This is a genomic window from Streptomyces caelestis, from assembly GCF_014205255.1.
Taxonomy (GTDB): domain Bacteria; phylum Actinomycetota; class Actinomycetes; order Streptomycetales; family Streptomycetaceae; genus Streptomyces; species Streptomyces caelestis.
In genome coordinates, this window is the sequence record NZ_JACHNE010000001.1 from 3,129,594 (window position 1) to 3,152,864 (window position 23,271).

The window sequence follows — 23,271 nt, forward strand, 5'->3', positions numbered from 1 at the left end:
TGCACTCGGGGTCGACCATCGGGCCTATTGACGGCACTGAGTGCCGTCAACTTGCTCATCCTGCCCCCTGGGTTCCCCTTCTGGAAGTGCCTTGTGACCTTCACGACTCATTTGATCGATCATTTTTCGTTGAACCGAGCCGGAAGTCGAGTGCCGTGCACCTCCGGCCCGCCGACACCGTGCGCACCGCCTGGCCGATCGCCTTGCGCGAACCGACGAGGACGACCAGCTGTTTGGCCCGGGTGACCGCCGTGTAGAGCAGGTTGCGCTGGAGCATCATCCAGGCGCCCGTGGTGACCGGGATGACGACCGCCGGGTACTCGCTGCCCTGGGAGCGGTGGATGGTCACGGCGTAGGCGTGAGCCAGCTCGTCGAGCTCGTCGAACTCGTACGGAACCTCCTCGTCCTCGTCCGTCAGCACCGTCAGACGCTGGTCGACCGGGTCGAGCGAGGTGACCACGCCGACGGTGCCGTTGAAGACACCGTTCTTGCCCTTCTCGTAATTGTTGCGAATCTGGGTGACCTTGTCGCCGACACGGAACACCCGTCCGCCGAATCTCTTCTCGGGCAGCTCGGGGCGGCCCGGGGTGACGGCCTGCTGGAGCAGGCCGTTGAGGGCGCCCGCGCCCGCCGGGCCCCGGTGCATGGGGGCGAGGACCTGCACGTCCCGGCGCGGGTCGAGCCCGAACTTGGCCGGGATCCGGCGGGCCGCCACATCGACCGTGAGCCGGCCGGCGGCCTCCGTGTCGTCCTCGACGAAGAGGAAGAAGTCCTTCATGCCGTCGGTGAGGGGGTGTTGGCCGGCGTTGATCCGGTGCGCGTTCGTCACCACGCCCGACTGCTGGGCCTGGCGGAAGACCCGGGTGAGGCGGACGGCGGGGATCGGGCCCCCGTCGGCCAGGAGGTCGCGCAGCACCTCCCCCGCGCCGACGCTGGGCAGCTGGTCCACATCCCCGACGAACAGGAGATGGGCTCCCGGCGGCACGGCCTTGACGAGCTTGTTGGCGAGGAGCAGGTCCAGCATGGACGCCTCGTCGACCACCACCAGGTCGGCGTCCAGCGGGCGGTCCCGGTCGTAGGCCGCGTCACCGCCGGGTTTCAGCTCCAGCAGGCGGTGGACCGTGGAGGCCTCGGCGCCGGTGAGCTCGGACAGGCGCTTGGCGGCCCGGCCGGTCGGGGCGGCGAGCACGACCTTGGCCTTCTTGGCGCGGGCCAGCTCCACGATGGAGCGGACCGTGAAGGACTTGCCGCAACCGGGGCCGCCGGTGAGGACGGCTACCTTCTCGGTCAGCGCGAGCCTGACGGCGGCCTCCTGCTCGGGGGCGAGGGCGACGCCGGTGCGTGTCTTCAGCCAGCCGAGGGCCTTGTCCCAGGTCACCGCCCGGAAGCCCGGCATCCGGTCCTCCTCGGTGCGCAGGAGGCGCAGCAGCTGGGCGGAGAGGGAGAGTTCGGCCCGGTGGAAGGGCACGAGGTAGATCGCGGTGACGGGCTCGCCGCCGTCGGGGCCCGGGACCTTCTCCCGTACGACGCCGGGGTCCTCGCCGTCCTCCGGAGGCTCGGCCAGCTCGGCGAGGCACTCGATGACCAGGCCCGTGTCGACCTGGAGGAGCTTGACCGCGTCCTTGATCAGCTGTTCCTCCGGGAGGAAGCAGTGGCCCTGGTCGGTGGACTGCGACAGCGCGTACTGCAGGCCCGCCTTGACGCGCTCCGGACTGTCGTGCGGGATGCCGACGGACTGGGCGATCTTGTCGGCGGTGAGGAAGCCGATGCCCCAGACGTCGGCGGCGAGACGGTAGGGCTGGTTCTTCACCACGGAGATGGACGCGTCGCCGTACTTCTTGTAGATCCGCACGGCGATGGACGTGGACACCTCGACGGTCTGGAGGAAGAGCATGACCTCCTTGATGGCCTTCTGTTCCTCCCAGGCGTCGGCGATCTTCTTCGTCCGCTTGGGCCCGAGGCCCGGGACCTCGATGAGCCGCTTGGGCTCCTCCTCGATGACCTGCAGGGTGTCCAGGCCGAAATGCTGCGTGATCCGGTCGGCGAAGACCGGGCCGATGCCCTTGACCAGGCCGGAGCCGAGGTATCGGCGGATGCCCTGGACGGTGGCCGGCAGGACGGTCGTGTAGTTCTCCACGTGGAACTGCTTGCCGTACTGGGGATGCGAGCTCCAGCGGCCCTCCATGCGCAGGGACTCCCCCACCTGGGCGCCGAGCAGCGCGCCCACCACCGTGAGCAGGTCGCCGCCGCCTCTGCCGGTGTCGACCCGGGCGACCGTGTAGCCGTTCTCCTCGTTGGCGTACGTGATCCGCTCGAGAACGCCTTCGAGCACGGCGAGCCGCCGTTCGTCGGCGGGGGTTCCCGTTTGGTTGGGCATGATCCGACGGTACCGCCGGGGTACGACACTCAGGCCTCTATGTGACCTTTCTTGACGGCCGTCACGAATGCCGTCCAGCCATGGGCGGAGAAGATCAGGGTGGGGCCGGTGGTGGTCTTGCTGTCGCGGACGGGCACGTCTGGGTTGTCGCGGGCGACTTCGAGGCACTCGGCTTGGCTGCCGCCGCTGTAGCTGGACTTGTACCACCCGCTGTGTTCACTGCTGATCATGCCCGTGTTCCTCTGCTGCCGACTTGACGAGGGCCAGTGACTCCTGCCGCGACAACGCGTCGCTCAGCGCCAGAGCGTAGGCGGTCTGGCAGGCGCTCACCAGCGCCGGATCGTCCATCAGACGTCCCGTCTCGAATGCGTCGACGTATGCCACCGGGGCGGAGTCCTCGAAGGTCATCAGGGTGAGCAGGCTCTCCATGAGCGGATGCGCACCGACGCGGTACGGAAGGACGTGCAGCCGAATCCGTCGTGACCCGGCCAAGTCCGCGATCTTGTGCAGCTGTTCGGCCATGACCTGCGGGCCACCCACAGAGCGTCGCAGCACGGCCTCGTCGAGAAGCGTCCAGATGACCGGAGCCGACGGCCCGTCGAGAATTCGGGCACGCTCTGTTCGGATGACAACTTTCCTGTCAAGTTCCTGGTCTGTGGAGTTGGGGCGGTAAGCGGCGAACACTGCCCGCGCGTAATCGGGCGTCTGGAGCAGGCCGGGCACCAGCGAGAGCGCGAACTGCTGGATCACGGTTGCGTGTCGCTCCAGTTCGGCCGCGGCAGCGAAGCGGGGATCGTACTTGTTCTCCAGATCCTCCAGCCACCGCGTGAAAAATCCGTCCGTCCCCAGCGCACGGTCGATCCGCCGGGAGTCGTCGGGTTTGGGCAGCCGTCTCCCGGCCTCGAAGTGGCTGATCAGCGTAGGCGAGCACACGACCTGGTCGCTCAGTTCCTCCTGAGTGAGACCCGCCGCCGTCCGCCGTAGCCTCAGCTCCTCCCCGTACTTCTCCCGCAGCGTTCGAGGCGTGCGGCGTTCGTCCATGCGGTAACTCCCTTTCTTGACAAGCGCGATGTCAAGCCCCGACCCCTGGAAGCGTAGCCACCACCGACCCCACTCTGTGAGTGATTCACCACAGAACGCAGTCACCGCAGGTCGGAAGGTAAACAGACGTGACAGACCTCATCGCGCGAGCCCTCGAACCGCTCCTCCGCGTCCTGCTCCCTCCACGCGGACGGCGACGGCGATCCCCGGCACCTCCCCCGTGCCCGTACTGCCGCGACGGCTTCAGCGGCACGATGGCCCGCCGCACCGAGGAACGTCCGTTGCGCGGAGAGGACAACCGACTGGTCCGTCCCTACCTGGCGGCGGAGGTGAGCGCGTGATGGCCGGGCGACTGCTGCCTTGGACGACTGCCGATGGCAGGCCGTGCTACGTCGTGGGCGACGGGACCGGATACGTCTCACGCTTGGCCGACGACATCGAAGCCGTACAGCTGGACATGGCGGACGATCTTCTCGGCCACGCCGCCGCACTCCTCGCGGAAGGCCGCGTGACGAGCGCGGAGCTGCGCTACCTGGCCCTGCGGCTCACCGAGTCCCTGCGGGACGTCAAGCGGGTGGCGGAGAGCAGAGGGGCACGGCTCGACCCGTCACCATGACTCTGACCCAAGGACCAGAGTCACTCTTCGGACTGCCGCTCGTGTCGGTGAGTGCCGCGGGCCAGTTCCTGGAGCAGCTCCTGCTCGGTCTTCCCGACATCCCGGGCCATCTTGCGCAACAACAGGGCGCAGAGGGCCGCCGCCCCGTCCATAAGAGCCTCGGTCGCCATGGGGTCCTCGCGCCGTCGCTCCGTCACGTAGGCCGTCAGCAGGTCGTTGCCGGAGACGTAGGCGGTCATGAACTCGATGCCGTTACGAAGACGGTCGTAGTCGCTGGTCATGGTCGAACCGTCCCACACGAGTGAAGCGATCGAGTCATCGCGAGTTGCTGCGGCGGGCGTACGCACGCGCCGCCCGGGCGCGGTCGCCGCAGCGGGTGGAGCACCACTGGCGGCGGCCGTGGCGGAGCAGGTAGCGGTTACAGGGCGGGGAGCCGCAGGCGGTGAGGCGTTCGGCGTCGGGGGAGGTGAGCAGGTCGGCTGCGTCGGCGGCGAGGGTGGCCAGGGCCAGGTCGACGATCGCGGTGGTGGGGTGGGGAGCCGTGCGGTAGGGGCCGGTCTTGTCGTCCCACCGCAGCAGCGGGGCGGTGGGGACCCGGGTCAGCGCGTCGTTGAGGGCCGTCACGGCCGCGGGGAGGGCGGGCAGGTCTTCGACGCGGGCGGCGAACAGCGACCTGATCTGTTCGCGCAGTGAGCGCAGTTGGGTCGCGCACATCTCCCGCATGCCGGCGTCGACCGGGGCGAGGCCGCGCTGGGTCAGCCAGTGGTTCGTCTGCGCGGGGGTACCCAGGAGGTCGACCGTGTGCCCGCCGGGCAGGGCGATCGCGCTGTTGACGAGAGCGAGGGACGGGTGTTCCTCCTCGCCCTGCGCGGGCGGCAGGGCAGGTTGTTCGATCACGGGCTCCTTCATGGTTCTCATGGTACGGCTTGCCTGTATCCATGAGAAACAGCTACGCTCGCCTCACGGTTCGAACACATCTATCCGTGAGGTTCTTTCATGTCTGCGCTTCCTGCGACGACCACCCCCTTCCCCGTCCGCGTCTTCGGTGGCCCGACCGCCCTCTTCGAGTACGGCGGCCTGCGGTTCCTGACCGACCCGACCTTCGACGGCCCCGGCGACTTCCCGGCGCCCGCCGTGGTCCTGACCAAGACCGCCCCGTCCGCCGGCACGCCCGCCGAACTCGGCCCCATCGACGTGGTGCTCCTCTCGCACGACGAGCACGCCGACAACCTCGACACTTCCGGCCGGGCCCTGCTCGCGGACGTCCCGCTCACCCTCACCACCCCCGGGGGCGGACAGCGCCTCGGCGACAAGGCCACGGGCCTGGCCGACTGGCAGTCCGTCGAGCTCGACCGCCCCGACGGCGGCACGGTCACCGTCACGGGCGTCCCCGCCATCCACGGGCCCGGCCCCCGCGAGGAGGTCGAGCCGATAGCCGGCCAGGTCGTCGGCTTCGTGCTGACCGGCGAGGGCCTGCCCACCGTCTACGTCAGCGGCGACAACGCCTCACTCGACGCGGTGAAGGAGATCGCCGAGCGCTTCGCACCGGTGGACACCGCCATCCTGTTCGCCGGCGCGCCGCGCTTCGCCGAAGTCTTCGACGGAAAGGTCATCGTCCTGGACAGCGCCATGGCCGCCGAGGCCACGCGGATCCTCGGAGCCCGCCGCGTGGTCCCCGTGCACTACGACAGCTGGGCCCACTTCACCGAGGGACATGACGAGCTGGAGGCGGCTTTCACCGCCGCCGGGCTGGCCGACCGTCTGGACTGGGGCGGACGCGACTGAGCTGCCGTCACTTCCGCCAGAACAGGTGATGCGTCACCCCGCTCGGACTCGGCACGACATCGCAGTGGAACCGGTCGAACAGCTCCTCCGGTGACTCCCAGAGACGTGAACCGGACCCGAGCTTCACCCCCGGCGAGACCGCCACGTGCAGCGTGTCGACGAGGTCGGCGTCGAGGAACTGCCGGATGACCGTGGCGCCACCGCCGAGTCGGACATCCTTGCCCTGTGCGGCCTGACGCGCTTGTTCGAGCACCTCGGCCGGGTCGCCGCCGACGAAGTGGAACGTCGTGTCGGAGAGGGTGAACGAAGGGCGCTCATGGTGGGTCATGACGAACACCGGCGTGTGGAACGGCGGTTCGTCACCCCACCAGCCCTTCCACTCGTAGTCCTGCCAGGGGCCGCGCTGGGGGCCGAACTTGTTGCGGCCCATGATCTCGGCGCCGATGTTGTTCGCGAAGTCGCGCGTGAGGTAGTCGTCGAGACCGCGGCTGCCGCCGGGGTCGGTGCGGTTGGGCCAGCTCGCCGTGGCGCCGGCCCAGGCGAACATCTGCCCCGGGTCGGCGTGGCCGAACGGACGCTCCAGGCTCTGGCCCTCACCGGCACCGAATCCGTCACTCGAGACGTTGAAGTTCTGCACTCGCAGTAGCTGGTGGGGCACGGCGCTCCTCCTGTGGTGGTCGACGGGGGGGGTGGACCTCCCGGGCCGGCGAAACTCATCGGTGGCACGGCGGTCCGGCGGCCCGATGGTTCCCCGGCTCACCGACCCCGCCGCTCCCCCGGCTCACCCGGACTGCGCGACCACGTGCTCGATCACCTGCTGGAAGTCCTCACTCGGGGAGAACTCCACGAACTCGCTGTCCTCCAGGGCGACCGGGACGTGGCCCGGGCCCCAGTAGTACGCCTGCCCCGCCTCGTACTCCTCCTCGCCGGAGGCCGTACGCATCCGGATCCGGCCCTTGAGCAGATAGCCCCAGTGGGGGCACTGGCACGCGTCCTCGGGCAGGCCCTTGAGGGCCGGGCCCATGTCCGTGCCCCGGGGCAGGCTGATGTAGCCGACCGACAGACCGCCCCCGATCGGCATCAGGCGCAGTTCCACGCCGTCGCCCTCGAGTGCGACGGGTACGTCGTTCCGAGTCGCCGCCGTCATGACTCCTCCGCTCCGGCCCCGCCGGGCCTCGCGACAACGGGCCTTCTCCTTCCACCCTGAACCGCCGGGGAGCGGCGCGCGACATCACGATCCGGTCAAGAGGTGCCCTCGGGGTCTTGATTTACCGGCGTGTAATCGATTCCATCCACCCGTCGATGTAATCGATTCCACGAGCGCTTCAGCAAGTGCTCCCACGACTGATCCACAAGGAGGTGGAGCGGCGGTGGCCAGCATCAAGGACGTCGCTGCCGAGGCGGGCGTCTCCGTCGCCACGGTCTCGCGCGTCCTGAACGACCACCCGTCGGTCAGCGCCGACGCACGCACGCGCGTGCTGGCCGCCGTCGAGTCCCTGGGCTACCGCCCGAACGCCGTCGCCCGCTCCCTGCGCACCGACCAGACCCACACCCTCGGCCTGGTCATCAGCGACGTGATGAACCCGTACTTCACCGAACTGGCCCGCTCCGTCGAGGAGGAGGCCCGCGCGCTCGGCTACAGCGTCATCATCGGCAACGCCGACGAGCGGCCCGACCTCCAGGACCACCACGTACGCAACCTGCTGGACCGGCGGATCGACGGGCTGCTCGTCTCTCCGACGGACGGCGGCTCGCCGCTGATGCTGGACGCCGCGCGGGCGGGGACGCCCATGGTGTTCGTCGACCGGTGGATCCCGGGCGTGGACGTGCCGGTGGTCCGGGCGGACGGCGGGGCCGCCGTACGGGACCTCGTGGCCCATCTGTACGGGCTCGGGCACCGGCGGGTCGCGATCATCGCGGGCCCGGCGGCGACCACGACCGGACGCGAGCGCGTGGAGATCTTCAGGGAGGCCCTCCGGGAGCACGGGCTCGGCCTCCCCGAGGCCTACATAGGCCAGGGCGACTTCCAGGCCGAGAGCGGGCGCCGGGTCACCGAGGGCTTCCTCGACCTGGCCGAGCCGCCCGAGGTCGTGTTCGCCGCGGACAACCTGATGGCGCTCGGCGCGCTGGACGCCGTACGCGCGCGTGGCCTGCGCGTGCCGGACGACATCGCGCTGGCCGCGTTCGACGACATCCCGTGGTTCGTGCACACCGATCCGCCGGTCACCGCCATCGCCCAGCCCACGGGTGAGCTGGGGCGTGCCGCCGTACGCGCGCTGGTCGACCGCATCGAGGGCCGGACCCCCGAGTCCGTCACCCTCCCCGCCCGTCTCGTCATACGCCGCTCGTGCGGCGAGTCCCCCTCCCCAGTGCAAAGGAGCACGACGTGAGCAACCCGGACGAGTTGCTGCGCATCGAGGGCATCCGCAAGACCTTCCCCGGCGTGGTCGCGCTCGACGGCGTCGACTTCGACCTGCGCCGGGGCGAGGTGCATGTGCTGCTCGGTGAGAACGGCGCGGGCAAGAGCACCCTCATCAAGATGCTCTCCGGCGCCTACACGCCCGACGCCGGGCGGATCCTGGTCGGCGGCGAGGAGGTGCGCATCCAGGGTGCGCAGGACTCCGAGCGGCTCGGGATCGCCACCATCTACCAGGAGTTCAACCTCGTTCCCGATCTGACGGTCGCCGAGAACATCTTCCTGGGGCGGCAGCCGCGCCGGTTCGGGATGATCGACCGGAAGCGGATGGAGGCCGACGCCGAGGTGCTCCTCGCGCGCGTAGGTGTGAAGGTGTCGCCACGCGCGCGGGTCCGCGAACTCGGTATCGCGCGCCTGCAGATGGTCGAGATCGCCAAGGCGCTCAGCCTCGACGCGCGCGTGCTCATCATGGACGAGCCGACGGCCGTGCTCACCTCCGAGGAGGTCGAGAAGCTCTTCGCGATCGTGCGCACGCTGCGCGAGGACGGCGTCGGGATCGTGTTCATCACGCATCACCTGGAGGAGATCGCCGCCCTCGGTGACCGGGTGACGGTCATCCGGGACGGCAGGAGCGTCGGGCAGGTGCCCGCCTCCACGCCCGAGGACGAGCTGGTACGGCTCATGGTGGGGCGGTCGATCGAGCAGCAGTACCCGCGCGAGAGGGCCGATCGCGGCGCCCCGTTGCTCACCGTCGAGGGGCTGACCCGGGACGGTGTCTTCCACGACGTCAGCTTCGAGGTGCACGCCGGTGAGGTGGTCGGCATCGCGGGGCTGGTCGGCGCCGGCCGTACGGAGGTCGTACGGGCCGTGTTCGGGGCGGACCCGTACGACAAGGGGGCCGTGAAGGTCGCCGGTTCGGCCGTCCCCAAGTACGACGTCAACGCGGCGATGACCGCGGGCATCGGGCTCATCCCCGAGGACCGCAAGGGCCAGGGCCTGGTGCTGGACGCGTCGGTCGAGGAGAACCTCGGGCTGGTGACGCTGCGGTCGGCCACGCGCGCGGGGCTCGTCGACCTCAAGGGGCAGCGCGAGGCCGCCGAGCGGATCGCCGGTCAGCTCGGCGTGCGCATGGCGGGCATCGGCCAGCACGTGCGCACGCTGTCCGGCGGCAACCAGCAGAAGGTCGTCATCGGCAAGTGGCTGCTGGCCGACACCAAGGTGCTGATCCTCGACGAGCCGACGCGCGGCATCGACGTCGGCGCCAAGGTCGAGATCTACCAGCTCGTCAACGAACTCACCGCCGCCGGCGCGGCCGTCCTGATGATCTCCAGCGACCTTCCCGAGGTGCTCGGCATGAGCGACCGGGTGCTGGTGATGGCGCAGGGCCGGATCGCCGGCGAACTCTCCGCCGACGAGGCGACCCAGGACGCCGTGATGGCACTCGCCGTCAGCACTCCGACGACCACGACCACGACCGGAACGGAGGCCTCCCGTGGCCACTGACACGCTCAAGAGAACGACGGGCGCGGGTGGCGCCTCGGGCGGCCTGCGCCGTCTCCTGCTCGACAACGGCGCGCTGACCGCGCTCATCGTCCTCGTCCTCGCGATGTCGGCGCTGTCCGGCGACTTCCTGACGACCGACAACCTCCTGAACGTCGGCGTCCAGGCGGCCGTCACCGCCATCCTCGCCTTCGGCGTCACCTTCGTGATCGTCTCGGCGGGCATCGACCTGTCGGTCGGTTCGGTCGCCGCGCTGTCGGCGACAGTCCTCGCGTGGAGCGCCACGTCGGCGGGCGTCCCCGTGTTCCTCGCCGTCCTGCTGGCCATAGCGACGGGCATCGTCTGCGGCCTGGTCAACGGCATCCTGATCTCCTACGGCAAGCTGCCGCCGTTCATCGCGACGCTGGCCATGCTGTCGGTGGCCCGCGGTCTGTCGCTGGTGATCTCCGAGGGCTCGGCGATCGCCTTCCCCGACTCGGTCTCCCGCCTCGGTGACACGCTCGGCGGCTGGCTGCCGGTGCCGGTGCTCGTCATGGTCGTGATGGGCCTGGTCGCCGCCTTCGTGCTCGGCCGGACCTACATCGGCCGTTCCATGTACGCGATCGGCGGCAACGAGGAGGCCGCGCGGCTGTCCGGGCTGCGTGTGAAGAAGCAGAAGCTCGCGATCTACGCCTTCTCGGGCGTCTTCGCCGCCGTCGCCGGTGTCGTCCTCGCCGCCCGGCTGTCCTCCGCGCAGCCGCAGGCCGCCGACGGCTACGAGCTGGACGCGATCGCCGCGGTCGTCATCGGCGGGGCGTCCCTCGCGGGCGGCACCGGCAAGGCGTCCGGCACGCTGATCGGCGCGCTGATCCTGGCGGTGCTGCGCAACGGGCTGAACCTGCTGAACGTGTCGGCGTTCTGGCAGCAGGTCGTCATCGGCGTCGTCATCGCGCTGGCCGTGCTGCTCGACACCGCGCGCCGCAAGGCCGGGGCGACCCCGGTCGGGGCCGGAACCGGCGGCGACAAGGGCAAGCAGGCGGTGACGTACGCGCTCGCGGCCGTCGTCACCGTCGCGATCGTCGGCGCCACGTCGTTCCTGCACAACGGCTCCTCCTCGGCGAGCACCCCGAAGATGGGCCTGTCGCTGTCCACCCTGAACAACCCCTTCTTCGTGCAGATCCGGGCGGGTGCCCAGGCCGAGGCGAAGAAGCTGGGCGTGGACCTGACCGTCACGGACGCGCAGAACGACGCCTCCCAGCAGGCCAACCAGCTGCAGAACTTCACCAGTTCCGGGCTCGGCGCGATCATCGTCAACCCGGTCGACTCGGACGCGGCGAGCAACTCGGTGCAGGCCGCCGACAAGGCCGAGATCCCGGTCATCGCGGTGGACCGGGGCGTCAACAAGGCTCCGGTGGACGCCCTCGTCGCCTCCGACAACGTGGCCGGCGGTGCACTCGCCGCCAAGACCATCGCCGACAAGCTGGGCGGCAAGGGCAAGATCGTGATCCTCCAGGGCCAGGCGGGGACCTCCGCCGCCCGCGAGCGCGCGCAGGGCTTCGCGAACGGCCTCAAGGCCTACCCGGGCATCCAGGTCGTGGCCCAGCAGCCGGCGGACTTCGACCGCACCAAGGGCCTCGACGTGATGTCGAACCTGCTCCAGGCCCACCCGGACGTCCAGGGCGTCATCGCCGCGAACGACGAGATGGCCCTCGGCGCGATCAAGGCGCTGGGCTCCAAGGCCGGCAAGTCGGTCTCGGTCGTGGGCTTCGACGGCACGCCTGACGGGCTGAAGGCGGTCGAGGGCGGCACGCTGTACGCGTCCGTGGCGCAGCAGCCGTCCCAGCTCGGGAGGATCGCCGTGGACAACGCCCTGAAGGCACTCCAGGGCAAGGAGGTCGAGGAGACGGTGAAGGTGCCGGTGAAGGTGGTCACGAAGGAGAACGTGGCCGGCTTCAGCGGCTGACATCGGGGAACGGCGGGCGAGCACCCACGACCGGTGGGGCCGCCCGCCATGTCACTCACGTGGGGAGACAACTCATGTACGACTACGACCTCCTGGTCGTGGGGTCGGCCAACGCCGACCTGGTGATCGGTGTCGAGCGCCGGCCCGGTGCCGGCGAGACCGTGCTCGGCTCCGACCTGGCCGTCCACCCGGGCGGCAAGGGCGCGAACCAGGCGGTCGCGGCCGCCCGGCTCGGGGCCCGTACGGCTCTGCTGGCCCGGGTCGGCGACGACGCGTACGGGCGGCTGCTGCTGGACTCGCAGCGCTCGGCCGGGGTGGACACGGTGGGTGTCCTGGTGGGCGGCGCGCCGACCGGGGTCGCGCTGATCACGATCGACCCGTCCGGCGACAACAGCATCGTGGTCTCGCCGGGCGCGAACGGCCGGCTGTCCCCGGAGGACGTCAGCGCCGCCGGGTGCCTCTTCCAGGGCTCCCGGGTGGTTTCGGCGCAGCTGGAGATCCCGCTGGAGACGGTGGTGGAGGTCGTACGGAACCTGGCGCCGGAGAGCCGTTTCGTGCTGAATCCCTCGCCACCGCGGCCCCTTCCGCAGGAGGTGCTGGCGGCGTGCGATCCGCTGATCGTCAACGAGCACGAGGCGAAGGTCATTCTGGGCCCGGCCGCCGTGGGGGACAGCCCGGAGGACTGGGCGCGGATCCTGCTCGCGAAGGGCCCGCGGTCGGTGGTGGTGACGCTGGGCGCGGAGGGCGCGCTGGTCGCCTCCGCGCAGGGTGTCTCCCGGGTGCCGTCCGTGAAGGTGAACCCCGTGGACACGACCGGCGCGGGTGACGCGTTCACCGCCGCGCTGGCCTTCCGGCTGGGCGCCGGTGAGTCCCTGGCCGAGGCGGCCGCGTACGCGGCGCGGGTCGGGGCGGTGACCGCGACGAGGGAGGGCGCGCAGGCGTCCTTCCCGACGGCGGCGGAGGTCGCCGCGCTGTGAAGCGGAACGGGATACTGAACCGTCACCTCGCCGGTGCGCTGGCCGGGCTGGGCCACGGGGACGGGGTGCTGGTGTGCGACGTGGGCATGCCCATTCCCGACGGCCCCCGGGTGGTGGACCTCGCCTTCCGGGCCGGGGTGCCGACGTTCGCCGAGGTGCTGGAGGGGCTGCTGGCCGAGCTGGTGGTCGAGGGGGCGACGGCGGCGGCGGAGGTGCGGGAAGCGAACCAGGAGGCTGCGCAGCTCCTGGAGGGGCATTTCCCGTCACTGGAGCTGGTGTCGCACGAGCGGCTCAAGGAACTGTCGGCCGGGGCCCGGCTGGTGGTCCGCACGGGCGAGGCACGGCCGTACGCGAACGTGCTGCTGAGGTGCGGCGTCTTCTTCTGACGGCCCCGGGCGGTTCTGCCGGGGCCCGGAACGGCTTCGAGGGAGCCCGGTCCGTCGACCGGGCTCCCTCGGCTTTCCCCTCCCGTCAGAACCCCCGCGATCCCCCCAGATCTCCCCCCAGAAAGCCCTGACGCCATGTACGACACGCGCAGGAGCGAAAGGGTTGCGCGGTCAGGTAAGAATTTCTTGCCGGATCCTTGCCGGAATCTTGCCGGAGCCCTGAGAGATCACCGCGCCGGCCGCGTCAGCACGCGGGTGAGGCCGCCGTCGTCCTCCTCGATGTCCCGGACGTGCGCGAACCCGATCCGGCCGAGCAGGCGCAGCGAGGCCTCGTTCCGCGCGGCGACGGTGGCGTGCACCTCGGTCAGCCCGAGCACGTCGAAGCCGTACGCGACGAGCGCTTCCGCCAGCTCCGTCCCGAGCCCGCTGCCCCAGGCCTCCGGGGCCAGGGCATAGACGATCTCGTGACCGTCGACCGCGTCCGTCCGCTTGATCTCCGCGTGCCCGGCCAGTCGCCCGCCGCGCCGGACCGCCCACACGTCGAACAGATCCTGGGCGTAGACCTTGGTGAAGATCCGCCCGAACAGGGCCCGGTCGTCCGCCTCGGCAGCGGGCCCGTCACCCACCCACCGGGAGACCCGGGTGTCCTGGAACAGGGCGACGAAGTCCTCTTCGTCCTGCGGGGTGTAGGCGTCGAGGAGCAGGCGGGGGGTGCGCAGGGCCGGGGGCATGGGGGGTGACGCTAGCCAGGTGGGCAGGGACGTGCAACGGGATTGTCACGGGGTGCGGAAGCCGCGGAAGGTCACCTGCTTCCGGCTCGTGAAGCCGAGCCGTTCGTACAGGGCGATCGCAGCGGTGTTCGCCTCGGCCACGTGCAGGAAGGGGCGCCGCCCGTGCGCCAGGACGCGGGTGACGAGGGCGGTGACCAGACGGGCGGCGTGGCCTCGCCCGCGTGCCTCGGGGGCCGTGCAGACGGTGCTGATCTCGGTCCATCCCGGAGGCCGGAGCCGCTCGCCCGCCATGGCCACCAGCCTGCCGCTCTCGCGGACGCCGAGGTAGGTGCCGAGGTCGCGGGTGCGCGGCCAGAACGGCCCGGGCCGTTCTGGCCGCCAGAACGGCCCGGGCCGGGTGCGTGCGACCAGGTCGAGCATCTCGGGGACATCGGCCTCGCCCAGTTCGGCCACGTCGGTGCCGGTCCCGGCGGGGGCCGGAGCGGGCCGGATACCGGCGGGCCAGATCATCTGCCGGCCTTCGAGGACGAACACCGGCTCCCAGTCCGGCGGTGGGGTCGCCGGGCAGCTGAACATGTCGGCGAACGCGTCCCGGCCGAGGAGCCGTGCGAGATCGGCCCAGTCCGCCGCGTCCGCTTCGGCGGGTACCGCCGAGAAGGTCGCGACGTCCGGCAGATAGGTGGCAGCCCGGCCGAACCGGCGGCCGAGTTCCGCGTGGCGGCCGCGCAGCGATTCGCCCACCGGGTCGTCGAGCGCCGTGGTGTCACCGCTGTCGCCGTTCGTCATGGTGCTGTGCCTCTCCCTGTGCGCGGCGGCCGGTGGTTCCCTCTTCCGGGTGTTCGGCGTGGTCGTCGGCGCCCCGCGCGTCGGCGGGGCCGGCTCGGTGCCGGCGGCCCTGTGCGACAACCCGCGCTCCGTCGAGGACCTCACCGACGTGTACGCCGCCGCCGACCTGTTCCGCGTGATCTGACAGCACGCTGAGAGCATCGGGGCGTCGTCCGTTCCTCCGGCCCCGCGAGGCGGCGCGGGCCGCCGGCGCCCCGCGCCGCGTCACGCCGAGTCGTTCAGCAGCCGGCTCAGATGCTCGCGGCCCGCCTCCAGCAGGCCGGGGAGTTCGGCGGCCGACTCGTACCAGCGCTTCTCGTACTCCCAGCACAGCCAGCCGTCCCAGCCGTGCCGGGAGAGGACCTCCACGCACTCGGCCAGCGGCAGGACGCCCGCGCCGAGCGGCAGCGGGGTGGTGTCCTCGGCGGAGGCGATGTCCTTGATCTGGACGTAACCGAGGTGCGGGGAGAGCGCCGCGTAGGTCTCCGAGGGCTGTTCGCCGCCGAGCCAGGTGTGCATCACGTCCCACAGCGCGCCCACCTGGCGGTGGCCGACCAGGCCGAGGACGCGCATCGCGTCGGCGGCGGTGCGGTGCGAGTCGTGGGTCTCCAGGAGGATGCGGACGCCCAGGTCGTTCGCGTACTCGGCGGCCGTGCCCAGCCGCCGGGCGGCCGTGGCGTCGGCCTCCTCGGGGGTCTGGACGTCGAGGTCGCCGCCGGGGAAGACCCGGATGTACGGGGCGCCGAGGTCGCGGGCCAGGTCGAGGAGGGAGCGGATCTCGGCCAGGACGGGTTCGTCGTCGCCCGGCGCGGCGACGCGCGCGTAGCCCGCCAGGCCCAGGATCTCTACGCCCGACCCCTTGAACTCGGCCGCGACATCGGCCCGTTCGGCGGAGCCGAGGCCGGGGTGGACCGGTTCCTCGGGGTGGGCGCGCAGTTCCACGCCGTGGTAGCCGTGGGCGGTGGCGAGCCGCAGGACGTCGGGCAGGGGCAGGCCGGGGACACCGAGGGTGGAGAACGCCAGCTTCATGTGGACGGACCCTACCCGGCACCCCTGCCGGTGACTCCCCTTCGTCACTCGGGTGTTGCGAGAAGATCCAGTCGCCAGTCCTGCCCGACCAGGTCCCGGCCGAAGGAGCGGTGCGGTTTCTCCGCGACCAGCACGAAGCCGTGGCGCTGGTAGACGCGGCGGGCCGCGGCGAGGACGTCGTTGGTCCACAGGACCACCTCGCGGTAGCCGGCCTCGCGCGCGAAGCCGACGACGGCCCCGACCAGCCGGTCCCCGATGCCCAGGCCGCGCGCGTCCGGCTCGACGAGCAGCAGCCGGAGCCGGGCGGCACCCGGAGCGTCGTCCCGTACGCACATCACGCACCCCACCGGCCGGCCGTCCAGCTCGGCGATCCATGTCCGCTCCAGACGCGGGTCGTGGTCCTCGCCGTAGTCGGCGACGATCCGGGCGACCAGGCCCTCGTAGTCGGCGTTCCACCCGTACTCGGCGGCGTACAGGGCGGCGTTGCGCTGCACGATCCAGCCGAGGTCGCCGGGGACGGGGTCGCGCAGGACGACGTCCTCGGGGCGTGGGGCCCGGCCACCGCCCAGGATCTCCCGGACGGTCCGCATCGCCTCCGCCAGCCGCGGCCGGTCCTCGGCCGGCACGGTGGCCAGCATCGCCCCGACCGTCTCCCGCGCCCGCTCGTCGAGGAGCGCGGCGGCCTCCCGGCCGCGCCCGGTGAGCGTGACACTGCGGCGGCGCGGGTCCGTCTCGGACGGCCCGCGCTCGACCAGCCCGTCCTCCTCGAACCGGTTCAGGATGCGGCTCAGGTACCCGGCGTCCAGGTGCAGCTGGGCCCGCAGGTCGGCGGCGTCCGTGCGCGGCGCGTGGGCGAGCTCGTAGAGCACGCGGGACTCGGTGAGGGTGTAGGGGACGTAGAGGTGACGGCCGTAGTCGAGCGCGCCGATCACGTTCGTGTAGAAGCGGCTGAAGGAGCGGATGTCCTGGACGGTCATGGCCACGACCCCCGGATGCTTGACTCAGTCAGAGATTCCCGTGGGTCGAGCTTAGACGTCCTGGACAGTCGGGGCCAGGCAGCGTGACGGCCGATGAGTTTCCGCGTGATCCGCAGTCAGAGTCATGGTTGGTGCGTCGCGGCTGCGAGTGTGGTGGAAGCGCACCGGCTGATTCCGTTGCGAACCGGACACGAGACACCGAGGAACTCAGATGCGTACCCTGATCAGCACCGCGTTCATCTCACTCGACGGCGTCGTGGAGGCCCCGGGCGGCGAGCCCGGTTACCGGAACTCCGGGTGGACCTTCAAGGACATCGAGTTCCTCCCCGAGGCATACGAGATCAAGGGCCGGGAACAGGAGGAAGCCACCGCCATGCTGATGGGCCGGACCAGCTACGAGGCGTTCAGCCCGGTGTGGCCCGGCATGGAGGACTTCGCCGACTACAAGGTGATGCCGAAGTACGTCGTCTCCACCACCCTCACCGAGGACGACCTGGTGTCGAACTGGGGCGAGACGACGATCCTGCGCTCGCTCGACGAGGTCGCCGCGCTGAAGGAGACCGAGGGCGGCCCGATCATCGTCCACGGCAGCGCCTCCCTGAACCAGGGCCTTTCGGACGCCGGCCTGATCGACCGCTACCACCTGCTCGTCTTCCCGCTCCTGCTCGGCGCGGGCAAGCGGCTCTTCAGCGCCACGGACAAGGACGCCCAGAAGCTGAAGCTCGTCGAGCACGAGGTCTACGCCAACGGTCTGCAGAAGAACGTCTTCGACGTCGTCCGCTGACGAGACTCCCTGTCCTCGCCCTGTCGTCACGTCCCCGGACATGGCACTCGTCGGAGGAACCTGTTCGGTTGGCGCGGGACGAGTGGGCCTTTTCCGCCAGGACGACGTCCGGCCCGGTGCGCGGACGACCACGTCGTCAAGGAACGCGCACGCGGCCATGACGTCGGTGAAGGCGGGCGCATCACCGGCCTGTCCGGCGGTGAGAAAGAACGCGGGGGGCCGGCAGCGGGCATCGACTGCGCGGTGGACCCTGGTGGTCGGCCCGCCGCGGGACCGACCGATGGCGTGGTCGGCCCGTTCGCCGGCCGGGCCCCTGTGGGCCCCGGCCGCGTGCTGGTGCGCTCGCACGAGCGTGGAGTCCACCGACACGGCCCAGGTCGGCTTCGACTCCTGGAACACCACTCGGCGCCCGCGCCCGCCCAGCCCGGGAGCGGCGACCTCCGGCAGGCCCAGGCCGGCTTCGACTCCTGGAACACCACTCGGCGTCCGCGCTCGCCCAGCCCGGGAGCGGCGACCTCCGGCAGGCCCAGGTCGGAACGCCGAGGTCAGGAGACCCGCGGCACCCCGGAAGACCCCCGCACCATCAACTCCCCCCGCACCGATGCGATCCCGCCGGGCGGCGCCTCCTCCCGCCCCATCGCGATCCGCCCGGCCCGCGCCCCGGCCTCCGCCAGCGGCAACCGCACGGTCGTCAGCGCGGGCACCGCGTCGATGCTGAACGGCAGATCGTCGAACCCGGCCACCGACACGTCCTCCGGAATCCGCAGCCCGGAGTCGCGCAGCGCCGCACACGCCCCCAGCGCGACGGAGTCGTTCGCGGCGACGACCGCCGTCAGCGACGGGTCGCGCCGCAGCAGCTCCAGCGTCGCCTCATAGCCGGACCGCCGGTCGTACCGCCCGTGCACCGTCCACCGAGGGTCCTCCTCGATACCGTGCGCGGCCAGCGCGGCCCGGTGCCCCTCCAGCCGGTGCCGGGTCGTCGTCCGTTCCTCCGGGCCCGCGATGTAGCCGAGCCGCCGGTGCCCGAGCCCGATCAGGTGCTCGGTGAGTTCCTGTCCGCCCCCGCGGTTGTCGAAGGTCAGCGCGATCGCCCCGGTCTCCGGCGCCGGCGGGCGTCCGCACAGGACGACCCGCGTCCCGGCGTCGGCCAGCTTCCGCACCTTCGTGTCCATGGCCGCCTGGTGCGCCGCGTCCTCGATCGCCCCGCCGGTCAGCACCACGGCCGCCGCCCGCTGCCGCTGCAGCAGCGTGAGATACGTCAGCTCCCGCTCGGGAGAGCCCCCCGTGTTGCAGACCACCGCGAGTCTCTCCCCGCCCGCGCGGCCGCCGGGCCCGCCGATCTCGGCCTGGATCGCGCTCGCCATGATCCCGAAGAACGGGTCGGCGATGTCGTTCACCAGGATCCCGACCAGGTCGGAGGTGGCGGCGGCCAGGGCGCTCGCGGGCCCGTTGAGCACGTAGTCCAGCTCGTCCACGGCCTTCAGCACCCGCTCCCGGGTGGAGGCGGCCACGGGGTAGTTCCCGTTCAGCACGCGCGACACCGTCGCGGGCGAGACCTGCGCGCGGGCCGCCACGTCCGCCAGGGTCACCGTCATCTCGTCGTCCTCCGGTCGCGCATCTTGTCGTCCGCCCTCGTCGCCCATGTACACACACAGACCTGTGGCCATGGTTCCGAGCAGACCTTAAGCCCCCGGCCCTGGGTTGTTCGCCCCCTCGAACAACTCGTCCTGGTCACGGTCTTGTCCGGACCGCTGTCAGAGGCTAGCTTCTTCCTTTATAGAAAGCGCTTGCTGTAACGCTCACCAGTCCACAGGTGGCTCACCGGTCCACCAGGGAAGGGTGGGGCGTACGCGGCGCGACGACCGCGTACGAAGGGATCGACGTGACACGCAAGACGGTGCGTATCGCCATGAACGGCGTGACCGGGCGCATGGGCTACCGCCAGCACCTGGTCCGCTCCATCCTCGCCCTCCGTGAGCAGGGCGGCCTCGACCTCGGCGACGGCACCGTGCTGTGGCCCGAGCCGATCCTGGTCGGACGCCGTGAGCACGCGCTCAAGGCGCTGGCCGAGCGGCATGGGCTGGAGCACGTCTCGACCGACCTGGACGCGGTCCTCGCCGACGAGACGGTGGACATCTACTTCGACTCCCAGGTCACCTCCGCCCGCGAGGAGGCGCTCAAGAAGGCCATCGCCGCCGGCAAGCACATCTACACCGAGAAGCCCACGGCCACCGGCCTCGACGGCGCCCTGGACCTCGCCCGGCTGGCGAACGAGGCCGGCATCAAGCACGGCGTCGTCCAGGACAAGCTCTTCCTCCCCGGCCTGCTGAAGCTGAAGCGCCTCATCGACGGCGGCTTCTTCGGCCGGATCCTGTCCGTGCGCGGCGAGTTCGGCTACTGGGTGTTCGAGGGCGACTGGCAGGCCGCGCAGCGCCCGTCCTGGAACTACCGGGCCGAGGACGGCGGAGGCATCGTCGTCGACATGTTCCCGCACTGGGAGTACGTCCTGCACGAGCTGTTCGGCCGCGTGAAGTCCGTCCAGGCCATCGCCACCACCCACATTCCGCAGCGCTGGGACGAGAACGGCAAGCCCTACGACGCCACCGCCGACGACGCCGCGTACGGCATCTTCGAGCTGGAGGGCGGCGCGATCGCCCAGATCAACTCCAGCTGGGCCGTGCGCGTCAACCGCGACGAACTCGTCGAGTTCCAGGTCGACGGCACCGAGGGCTCGGCCGTCGCCGGCCTGCGCAACTGCCGCGTCCAGCACCGCTCGGCCACGCCCAAGCCGGTCTGGAACCCGGACATCCCCGCCACCGAGGTCTTCCGCGACCAGTGGCAGGAGATCCCGGACAACGCCGAGTTCGACAACGGCTTCAAGGCACAGTGGGAGCTGTTCCTCAAGCACGTCTACGCCGACGCCCCCTACCACTGGGACCTGCTGGCCGGCGCCCGCGGTGTCCAGCTCGCCGAGCTGGGCCTGATGTCCTCGGCCGAGGGCCGCCGCATCGACGTACCGGAGATCCAGCCGTGACCCTCCGACTCCCGGACAGCAACGGGGCGACGCGGACGTACGAGCCGCGCACCGAACCGCTCCTGGTGACGCCCGGCACGCCCTTCACCTCCCGCACGGTCTACTCGGCGGCGCACGTCGTCGCCGACCCCTACGCGGACGTCTCGCCCGACTCGCCCGCCGCCGTCGACTGGGACGCCACCCTGGCCTTCCGCCGTCACCTGTGGTCGCACGGGCTGGGCGTCGCCGAGGCGATGGACACCGCCCAGCGCGGCATGGGTCTGGACTGGGCGGGCGCGGCGGAGCTGATCCGCCGGTCGGCGGCCGAGGCGAAATCGGTCGGCGGCCTGATCGCCTGCGGTGTGGGCACGGACCAGCTCTCGGTCACCGAGACCGGCTACCCGTACAGCCTGGCGGAGATCCGCGCCGCGTACGAGGAGCAGCTCGCGGTCGTCGAGGAGTCGGGCGCGCGGGCGATCCTGATGGCCTCCCGGGCCCTGGCGGCGGTCGCCAAGGGGCCGGAGGACTATCTGGAGGTCTACGGCCACCTGCTGCGCCAGGCGTCCGAGCCGGTCGTCCTGCACTGGCTCGGCCCGATGTTCGACCCGGCGCTGGAGGGCTACTGGGGGGCCACGGACCTGGACGCCGCCACCCGCACCTTCCTGGACGTCATCGCCGCCCACCCGGACAAGGTCGACGGCATCAAGGTCTCGCTGCTGGACGCGCAGCGCGAGATCGACATCCGCCGCCGCCTGCCGCAGGGCGTGCGCTGCTACACGGGCGACGACTTCAACTATCCGGAGCTGATCGCCGGCGACGAGCAGGGCTTCAGCCACGCCCTGCTGGGCATCTTCGACCCGCTGGGCCCGCTGGCGGCGCAGGCGGTGCGGGTGCTCGACACGGGGGATGTGAAGGGCTTCCGCGACCTGCTGGACCCCACGGTCGGGCTCTCCCGCCACCTCTTCCAGCCCCCGACCCGCTTCTACAAGACGGGCGTGGTGTTCCTGGCCTGGCTGGCCGGCCACCAGTCCCACTTCACGATGGTCGGCGGCCTGCAGTCGGCCCGCTCGCTCCCGCACTTCGCGAAGGCGTACGAACTCGCCGACGGGCTGGGCCTGTTCCCCGACCCGAAGCTGGCGGAGGAGCGGATGAAGAATCTGCTGAGCGTGTACGGGGTGGACCAGTGAGCACCGCGGAGCTGGAGCGCTTCTCCATCAACCAGATGACGGTGAAGCAGCTGTCGATGCCGGAACTGGTCGAGGCGTGCGGGGAGTCGGGCGTCCGCAACGTCGGCCTGTGGCGCGAGCCGGTCCAGACGTACGGGCTGGAGGCCACGGCCAAGCTGGTCCGGGACGCGGGCCTGACGGTGACGACGTTGTGCCGGGGCGGCTTCTTCACGGCGATCGACCCGGCCGAGCGCGCTCAGGCCCTGGCCGACAACCGCCGGGCGATCGACGAGGCGGCGACGCTGGGCACCGACACCCTGGTCCTGGTCTCGGGCGGGCTCCCGGCCGGTTCCAAGGACCTGCACGGCGCGCGGGAACGCATCGCGGACGCCCTGGCGGAACTGGGCCCGTACGCGGAGCGGCACGGCGTCCGCCTGGCGATCGAGCCCCTCCACCCGATGTACGCCTCGGACCGCTGCGTGGTGTCGACGCTGGCCCAGGCCCTGGACCTGGCCGAACGCTTCCCGGCGCACCAGGTCGGGGTCACCGTCGACACGTACCACATCTGGTGGGACGACACGGCTCCCGCGCAGATCGCCCGTGCGGGTGCGGGCGGCCGGATCCACACCTTCCAGCTCGCCGACTGGACGACTCCGCTCCCTCAGGGTGTGCTGACCGGTCGCGGCCAGATCGGCGACGGCTCGATCGACATGCGGGAGTGGCAGGGTTACGTGGAGGCCGCCGGCTACACCGGTGCCATCGAGGTCGAGCTGTTCAACGACGTGCTGTGGGCGAGGGACGGGCGGGAGGTGCTGGCCGAGACGGCGGCGAGGTTCGTCGAGCACACCCTGTGATCCGGTCCTGAACGCGCTCGCTGTCCCGCCCCGCAGGCCCGGGCGGGGCAGCGGCCGTATCGGGGTCCTGGCCTACGACCGTGCGAGGAACCGGTTCACCCGTTCCTCCAGCCGCTTCCGGCACCGCGGCCATTCCGGTGCCGTCACCGAGAAGATCGCGGAGTCGCGCAGCCGCCCTTCCTCACCGGGGGCCCATGACCGGGACCAGTTGCGCAGCACGCCCTCGAAGCGGGCTCCCACGCTCTCGATGGCCGCGCGGGAACGGCTGTTGCGGGCATCGGTCTTCAGGTCCACGCGAGAGACGCCCCATTCCTCGAAGGCATGCCGGAAGAGGAGGAACTTGGCCTCGGCGTTCACGCCCGTGCCCTGGGCGGAACGGGCGAGCCAGGTGAAGCCGACCTCAACCGCGTCGAGTTCGTCGTCCGAGAGCCAGGAGCGTGGTTCCCAGTACGCCGTGGCGCCGACCGCTCGTCCCGTGGCCGTCGAGATCTGCGCGTAGGGCGCGAGCCGCCCCGTCGCCGCGCGGGCGAGCTGCGCGTCGATGTAGGCGCCCACCTCGTCGGCATCCGGTACCCAGGTGAAGGCGTAGGTCTCCCGGTCCTCCGTCGCCGCCCTCGCCAAATCGACGGCGTGCTGATGCCCCAAGGGTTCCAGACGGACCAGGGCACCCTCCAGGGTGGGTCCTTCCAGTGCGAAGCTCACGCTGCGGCGCCTCTCGAATCACGTCGGAACAGTCGGAACGGCTGGCCGGAGTTCGGTCAGGGTGGCGGGGGAACCCCGGGAAAGCCTTCCGCACGCAGCACGGGTCGTCGAACGAAATACTCGGTATCCGCAGGCTCTCCGGGCGCTGAC

General features: G+C 71.1%; 24 protein-coding genes and 2 pseudogenes. 12 read left to right on the plus strand and 14 right to left on the minus strand.

Going from position 1 to position 23,271, the window contains the following annotated elements:
• Positions 1–100: 100 nt before the first annotated feature.
• From recD2 to HDA41_RS14095, 3 genes are read right to left on the minus strand one after another with little or no spacing between them, the layout of a single operon-like run.
• Positions 101–2,377 carry an SF1B family DNA helicase RecD2 gene (gene recD2 / locus HDA41_RS14085; RefSeq protein WP_184983957.1) on the minus strand — a complete coding sequence of 759 codons (2,277 nt, stop codon included), beginning with the start codon at positions 2,375–2,377 and terminating at the stop codon, positions 101–103.
• Between the two features lie 29 nt (positions 2,378–2,406).
• Positions 2,407–2,607: a DUF397 domain-containing protein gene (locus HDA41_RS14090; RefSeq protein WP_184983959.1), complete on the minus strand. Its 201-nt coding sequence runs from the start codon at positions 2,605–2,607 to the stop codon at positions 2,407–2,409.
• On the minus strand, positions 2,594–3,418 hold the full coding sequence (locus tag HDA41_RS14095; protein ID WP_184983961.1) for a helix-turn-helix domain-containing protein: 825 nt from the start codon (positions 3,416–3,418) through the stop codon (positions 2,594–2,596). Before HDA41_RS14095 ends, HDA41_RS14090 begins: the two co-directional genes overlap by 14 nt.
• 424 nt (positions 3,419–3,842) lie before the next feature.
• Here HDA41_RS14095 and HDA41_RS14100 point away from each other — a divergent pair, with 424 nt between their 5' ends.
• The gene (locus HDA41_RS14100; RefSeq protein WP_376706789.1) at positions 3,843–4,034 is read left to right on the plus strand and encodes a hypothetical protein; all 192 of its coding nucleotides are present in this window, start codon (positions 3,843–3,845) and stop codon (positions 4,032–4,034) included.
• Positions 4,035–4,054: 20 nt separating this feature from the next.
• On the opposite strand, the gene HDA41_RS14105 is transcribed toward HDA41_RS14100, so the two are convergent.
• Entirely contained in the window at positions 4,055–4,315 is a 261-nt protein-coding gene (locus HDA41_RS14105; protein WP_184983965.1) for a hypothetical protein, read from the minus strand.
• A 34-nt stretch (positions 4,316–4,349) separates the two neighbouring features.
• Positions 4,350–4,943, minus strand: a complete 594-nt coding sequence (locus tag HDA41_RS14110) for a CGNR zinc finger domain-containing protein (protein ID WP_184983967.1) — start codon at positions 4,941–4,943, stop codon at positions 4,350–4,352.
• An 87-nt stretch (positions 4,944–5,030) separates the two neighbouring features.
• Here HDA41_RS14110 and HDA41_RS14115 point away from each other — a divergent pair, with 87 nt between their 5' ends.
• Positions 5,031–5,819 carry an MBL fold metallo-hydrolase gene (locus HDA41_RS14115; protein WP_184983969.1) on the plus strand — a complete coding sequence of 263 codons (789 nt, stop codon included), beginning with the start codon at positions 5,031–5,033 and terminating at the stop codon, positions 5,817–5,819.
• A 7-nt stretch (positions 5,820–5,826) separates the two neighbouring features.
• Here HDA41_RS14115 and HDA41_RS14120 read toward each other — a convergent pair whose 3' ends face one another.
• Complete coding sequence (locus HDA41_RS14120; protein ID WP_184983971.1) at positions 5,827–6,477, minus strand: dihydrofolate reductase family protein; 651 nt, start codon at positions 6,475–6,477, stop codon at positions 5,827–5,829.
• Positions 6,478–6,600: 123 nt separating this feature from the next.
• Positions 6,601–6,966, minus strand: coding sequence for a cupin domain-containing protein (locus HDA41_RS14125; protein ID WP_184983973.1), 366 nt, complete (start codon positions 6,964–6,966; stop codon positions 6,601–6,603).
• A gap of 223 nt (positions 6,967–7,189) precedes the next feature.
• Between HDA41_RS14125 and HDA41_RS14130 the strand changes: the two genes are divergently transcribed.
• The 5 genes from HDA41_RS14130 (at position 7,190) to rbsD (ending at position 13,040) form a co-directional block, all read left to right on the plus strand.
• Positions 7,190–8,209 carry a LacI family DNA-binding transcriptional regulator gene (locus HDA41_RS14130; protein WP_184983975.1) on the plus strand — a complete coding sequence of 340 codons (1,020 nt, stop codon included), beginning with the start codon at positions 7,190–7,192 and terminating at the stop codon, positions 8,207–8,209.
• Positions 8,206–9,738: a sugar ABC transporter ATP-binding protein gene (locus tag HDA41_RS14135; RefSeq protein WP_184983977.1), complete on the plus strand. Its 1,533-nt coding sequence runs from the start codon at positions 8,206–8,208 to the stop codon at positions 9,736–9,738. Before HDA41_RS14130 ends, HDA41_RS14135 begins: the two co-directional genes overlap by 4 nt.
• Positions 9,728–11,677, plus strand: a complete 1,950-nt coding sequence (locus HDA41_RS14140; RefSeq protein WP_184983979.1) for an ABC transporter permease/substrate-binding protein — start codon at positions 9,728–9,730, stop codon at positions 11,675–11,677. Before HDA41_RS14135 ends, HDA41_RS14140 begins: the two co-directional genes overlap by 11 nt.
• Before the next feature lie 74 nt (positions 11,678–11,751).
• Positions 11,752–12,654 carry a ribokinase gene (locus tag HDA41_RS14145; RefSeq protein ID WP_184983981.1) on the plus strand — a complete coding sequence of 301 codons (903 nt, stop codon included), beginning with the start codon at positions 11,752–11,754 and terminating at the stop codon, positions 12,652–12,654.
• Positions 12,651–13,040 (plus strand): D-ribose pyranase, encoded by a 390-nt coding sequence (gene rbsD / locus HDA41_RS14150; protein ID WP_184983983.1) that lies wholly within the window; start codon positions 12,651–12,653, stop codon positions 13,038–13,040. Before HDA41_RS14145 ends, rbsD begins: the two co-directional genes overlap by 4 nt.
• Positions 13,041–13,267: 227 nt before the next feature.
• Here rbsD and HDA41_RS14155 read toward each other — a convergent pair whose 3' ends face one another.
• Together HDA41_RS14155 and HDA41_RS14160 are read right to left on the minus strand one after the other, a co-directional pair.
• Entirely contained in the window at positions 13,268–13,771 is a 504-nt protein-coding gene (locus HDA41_RS14155; RefSeq protein ID WP_184983985.1) for a GNAT family N-acetyltransferase, read from the minus strand.
• Between the two features lie 45 nt (positions 13,772–13,816).
• A complete protein-coding gene (locus HDA41_RS14160) occupies positions 13,817–14,557 on the minus strand; it encodes a GNAT family N-acetyltransferase (RefSeq protein ID WP_184983987.1) in 741 nt (246 codons plus the stop codon).
• Between the two features lie 43 nt (positions 14,558–14,600).
• On the opposite strand from HDA41_RS14160, the pseudogene HDA41_RS14165 reads away from it, so the two are divergent.
• A pseudogene (locus tag HDA41_RS14165) lies at positions 14,601–14,741 on the plus strand (VWA domain-containing protein); the annotation flags it as partial.
• 80 nt (positions 14,742–14,821) lie between these two features.
• Here HDA41_RS14165 and HDA41_RS14170 read toward each other — a convergent pair.
• Positions 14,822–15,625, minus strand: a complete 804-nt coding sequence (locus tag HDA41_RS14170; RefSeq protein ID WP_184983989.1) for a sugar phosphate isomerase/epimerase family protein — start codon at positions 15,623–15,625, stop codon at positions 14,822–14,824.
• A 44-nt stretch (positions 15,626–15,669) separates the two neighbouring features.
• Positions 15,670–16,602, minus strand: a complete 933-nt coding sequence (locus HDA41_RS14175; RefSeq protein ID WP_184993386.1) for a bifunctional helix-turn-helix transcriptional regulator/GNAT family N-acetyltransferase — start codon at positions 16,600–16,602, stop codon at positions 15,670–15,672.
• A gap of 211 nt (positions 16,603–16,813) precedes the next feature.
• On the opposite strand from HDA41_RS14175, the gene HDA41_RS14180 reads away from it, so the two are divergent.
• The gene (locus tag HDA41_RS14180; RefSeq protein ID WP_184983991.1) at positions 16,814–17,386 is read left to right on the plus strand and encodes a dihydrofolate reductase family protein; all 573 of its coding nucleotides are present in this window, start codon (positions 16,814–16,816) and stop codon (positions 17,384–17,386) included.
• A 174-nt stretch (positions 17,387–17,560) separates the two neighbouring features.
• Here the strand turns inward: HDA41_RS14180 and HDA41_RS41220 are convergent.
• Positions 17,561–17,755 (minus strand): annotated as a pseudogene (locus HDA41_RS41220) (IS5/IS1182 family transposase); the annotation flags it as partial.
• A gap of 176 nt (positions 17,756–17,931) precedes the next feature.
• A complete protein-coding gene (locus HDA41_RS14185; protein WP_086565000.1) occupies positions 17,932–18,981 on the minus strand; it encodes a LacI family DNA-binding transcriptional regulator in 1,050 nt (349 codons plus the stop codon).
• 287 nt (positions 18,982–19,268) lie between these two features.
• Between HDA41_RS14185 and HDA41_RS14190 the strand changes: the two genes are divergently transcribed.
• From HDA41_RS14190 to HDA41_RS14200, 3 genes are read left to right on the plus strand one after another with little or no spacing between them, the layout of a single operon-like run.
• Positions 19,269–20,420, plus strand: a complete 1,152-nt coding sequence (locus HDA41_RS14190; protein ID WP_184983993.1) for a Gfo/Idh/MocA family protein — start codon at positions 19,269–19,271, stop codon at positions 20,418–20,420.
• Positions 20,417–21,586: a dihydrodipicolinate synthase family protein gene (locus HDA41_RS14195; RefSeq protein ID WP_184983995.1), complete on the plus strand. Its 1,170-nt coding sequence runs from the start codon at positions 20,417–20,419 to the stop codon at positions 21,584–21,586. Before HDA41_RS14190 ends, HDA41_RS14195 begins: the two co-directional genes overlap by 4 nt.
• A complete protein-coding gene (locus tag HDA41_RS14200) occupies positions 21,583–22,419 on the plus strand; it encodes a sugar phosphate isomerase/epimerase family protein (RefSeq protein WP_184983997.1) in 837 nt (278 codons plus the stop codon). Before HDA41_RS14195 ends, HDA41_RS14200 begins: the two co-directional genes overlap by 4 nt.
• Positions 22,420–22,491: 72 nt before the next feature.
• Here HDA41_RS14200 and HDA41_RS14205 read toward each other — a convergent pair whose 3' ends face one another.
• On the minus strand, positions 22,492–23,121 hold the full coding sequence (locus HDA41_RS14205; protein WP_184983999.1) for a GNAT family N-acetyltransferase: 630 nt from the start codon (positions 23,119–23,121) through the stop codon (positions 22,492–22,494).
• Positions 23,122–23,271 lie beyond the last annotated feature (150 nt).

What these genes read in the sequence shown, in the direction of transcription:
- recD2 (WP_184983957.1), bottom strand. Translation starts at nt 2,377, where the DNA reads ATGCCCAACCAAACGGGAACCCCCGCCGACGAACGGCGGCTCGCCGTG.
- HDA41_RS14090 (WP_184983959.1), bottom strand. Translation starts at nt 2,607, where the DNA reads ATGATCAGCAGTGAACACAGCGGGTGGTACAAGTCCAGCTACAGCGGC.
- HDA41_RS14095 (WP_184983961.1), bottom strand. Translation starts at nt 3,418, where the DNA reads ATGGACGAACGCCGCACGCCTCGAACGCTGCGGGAGAAGTACGGGGAG.
- HDA41_RS14105 (WP_184983965.1), bottom strand. Translation starts at nt 4,315, where the DNA reads ATGACCAGCGACTACGACCGTCTTCGTAACGGCATCGAGTTCATGACC.
- HDA41_RS14110 (WP_184983967.1), bottom strand. Translation starts at nt 4,943, where the DNA reads ATGAAGGAGCCCGTGATCGAACAACCTGCCCTGCCGCCCGCGCAGGGC.
- HDA41_RS14115 (WP_184983969.1), top strand. Translation starts at nt 5,031, where the DNA reads ATGTCTGCGCTTCCTGCGACGACCACCCCCTTCCCCGTCCGCGTCTTC.
- HDA41_RS14125 (WP_184983973.1), bottom strand. Translation starts at nt 6,966, where the DNA reads ATGACGGCGGCGACTCGGAACGACGTACCCGTCGCACTCGAGGGCGAC.
- HDA41_RS14145 (WP_184983981.1), top strand. Translation starts at nt 11,752, where the DNA reads ATGTACGACTACGACCTCCTGGTCGTGGGGTCGGCCAACGCCGACCTG.
- HDA41_RS14155 (WP_184983985.1), bottom strand. Translation starts at nt 13,771, where the DNA reads ATGCCCCCGGCCCTGCGCACCCCCCGCCTGCTCCTCGACGCCTACACC.
- HDA41_RS14160 (WP_184983987.1), bottom strand. Translation starts at nt 14,557, where the DNA reads ATGACGAACGGCGACAGCGGTGACACCACGGCGCTCGACGACCCGGTG.
- HDA41_RS14170 (WP_184983989.1), bottom strand. Translation starts at nt 15,625, where the DNA reads ATGAAGCTGGCGTTCTCCACCCTCGGTGTCCCCGGCCTGCCCCTGCCC.
- HDA41_RS14175 (WP_184993386.1), bottom strand. Translation starts at nt 16,602, where the DNA reads ATGACCGTCCAGGACATCCGCTCCTTCAGCCGCTTCTACACGAACGTG.
- HDA41_RS14180 (WP_184983991.1), top strand. Translation starts at nt 16,814, where the DNA reads ATGCGTACCCTGATCAGCACCGCGTTCATCTCACTCGACGGCGTCGTG.
- HDA41_RS14185 (WP_086565000.1), bottom strand. Translation starts at nt 18,981, where the DNA reads ATGACGGTGACCCTGGCGGACGTGGCGGCCCGCGCGCAGGTCTCGCCC.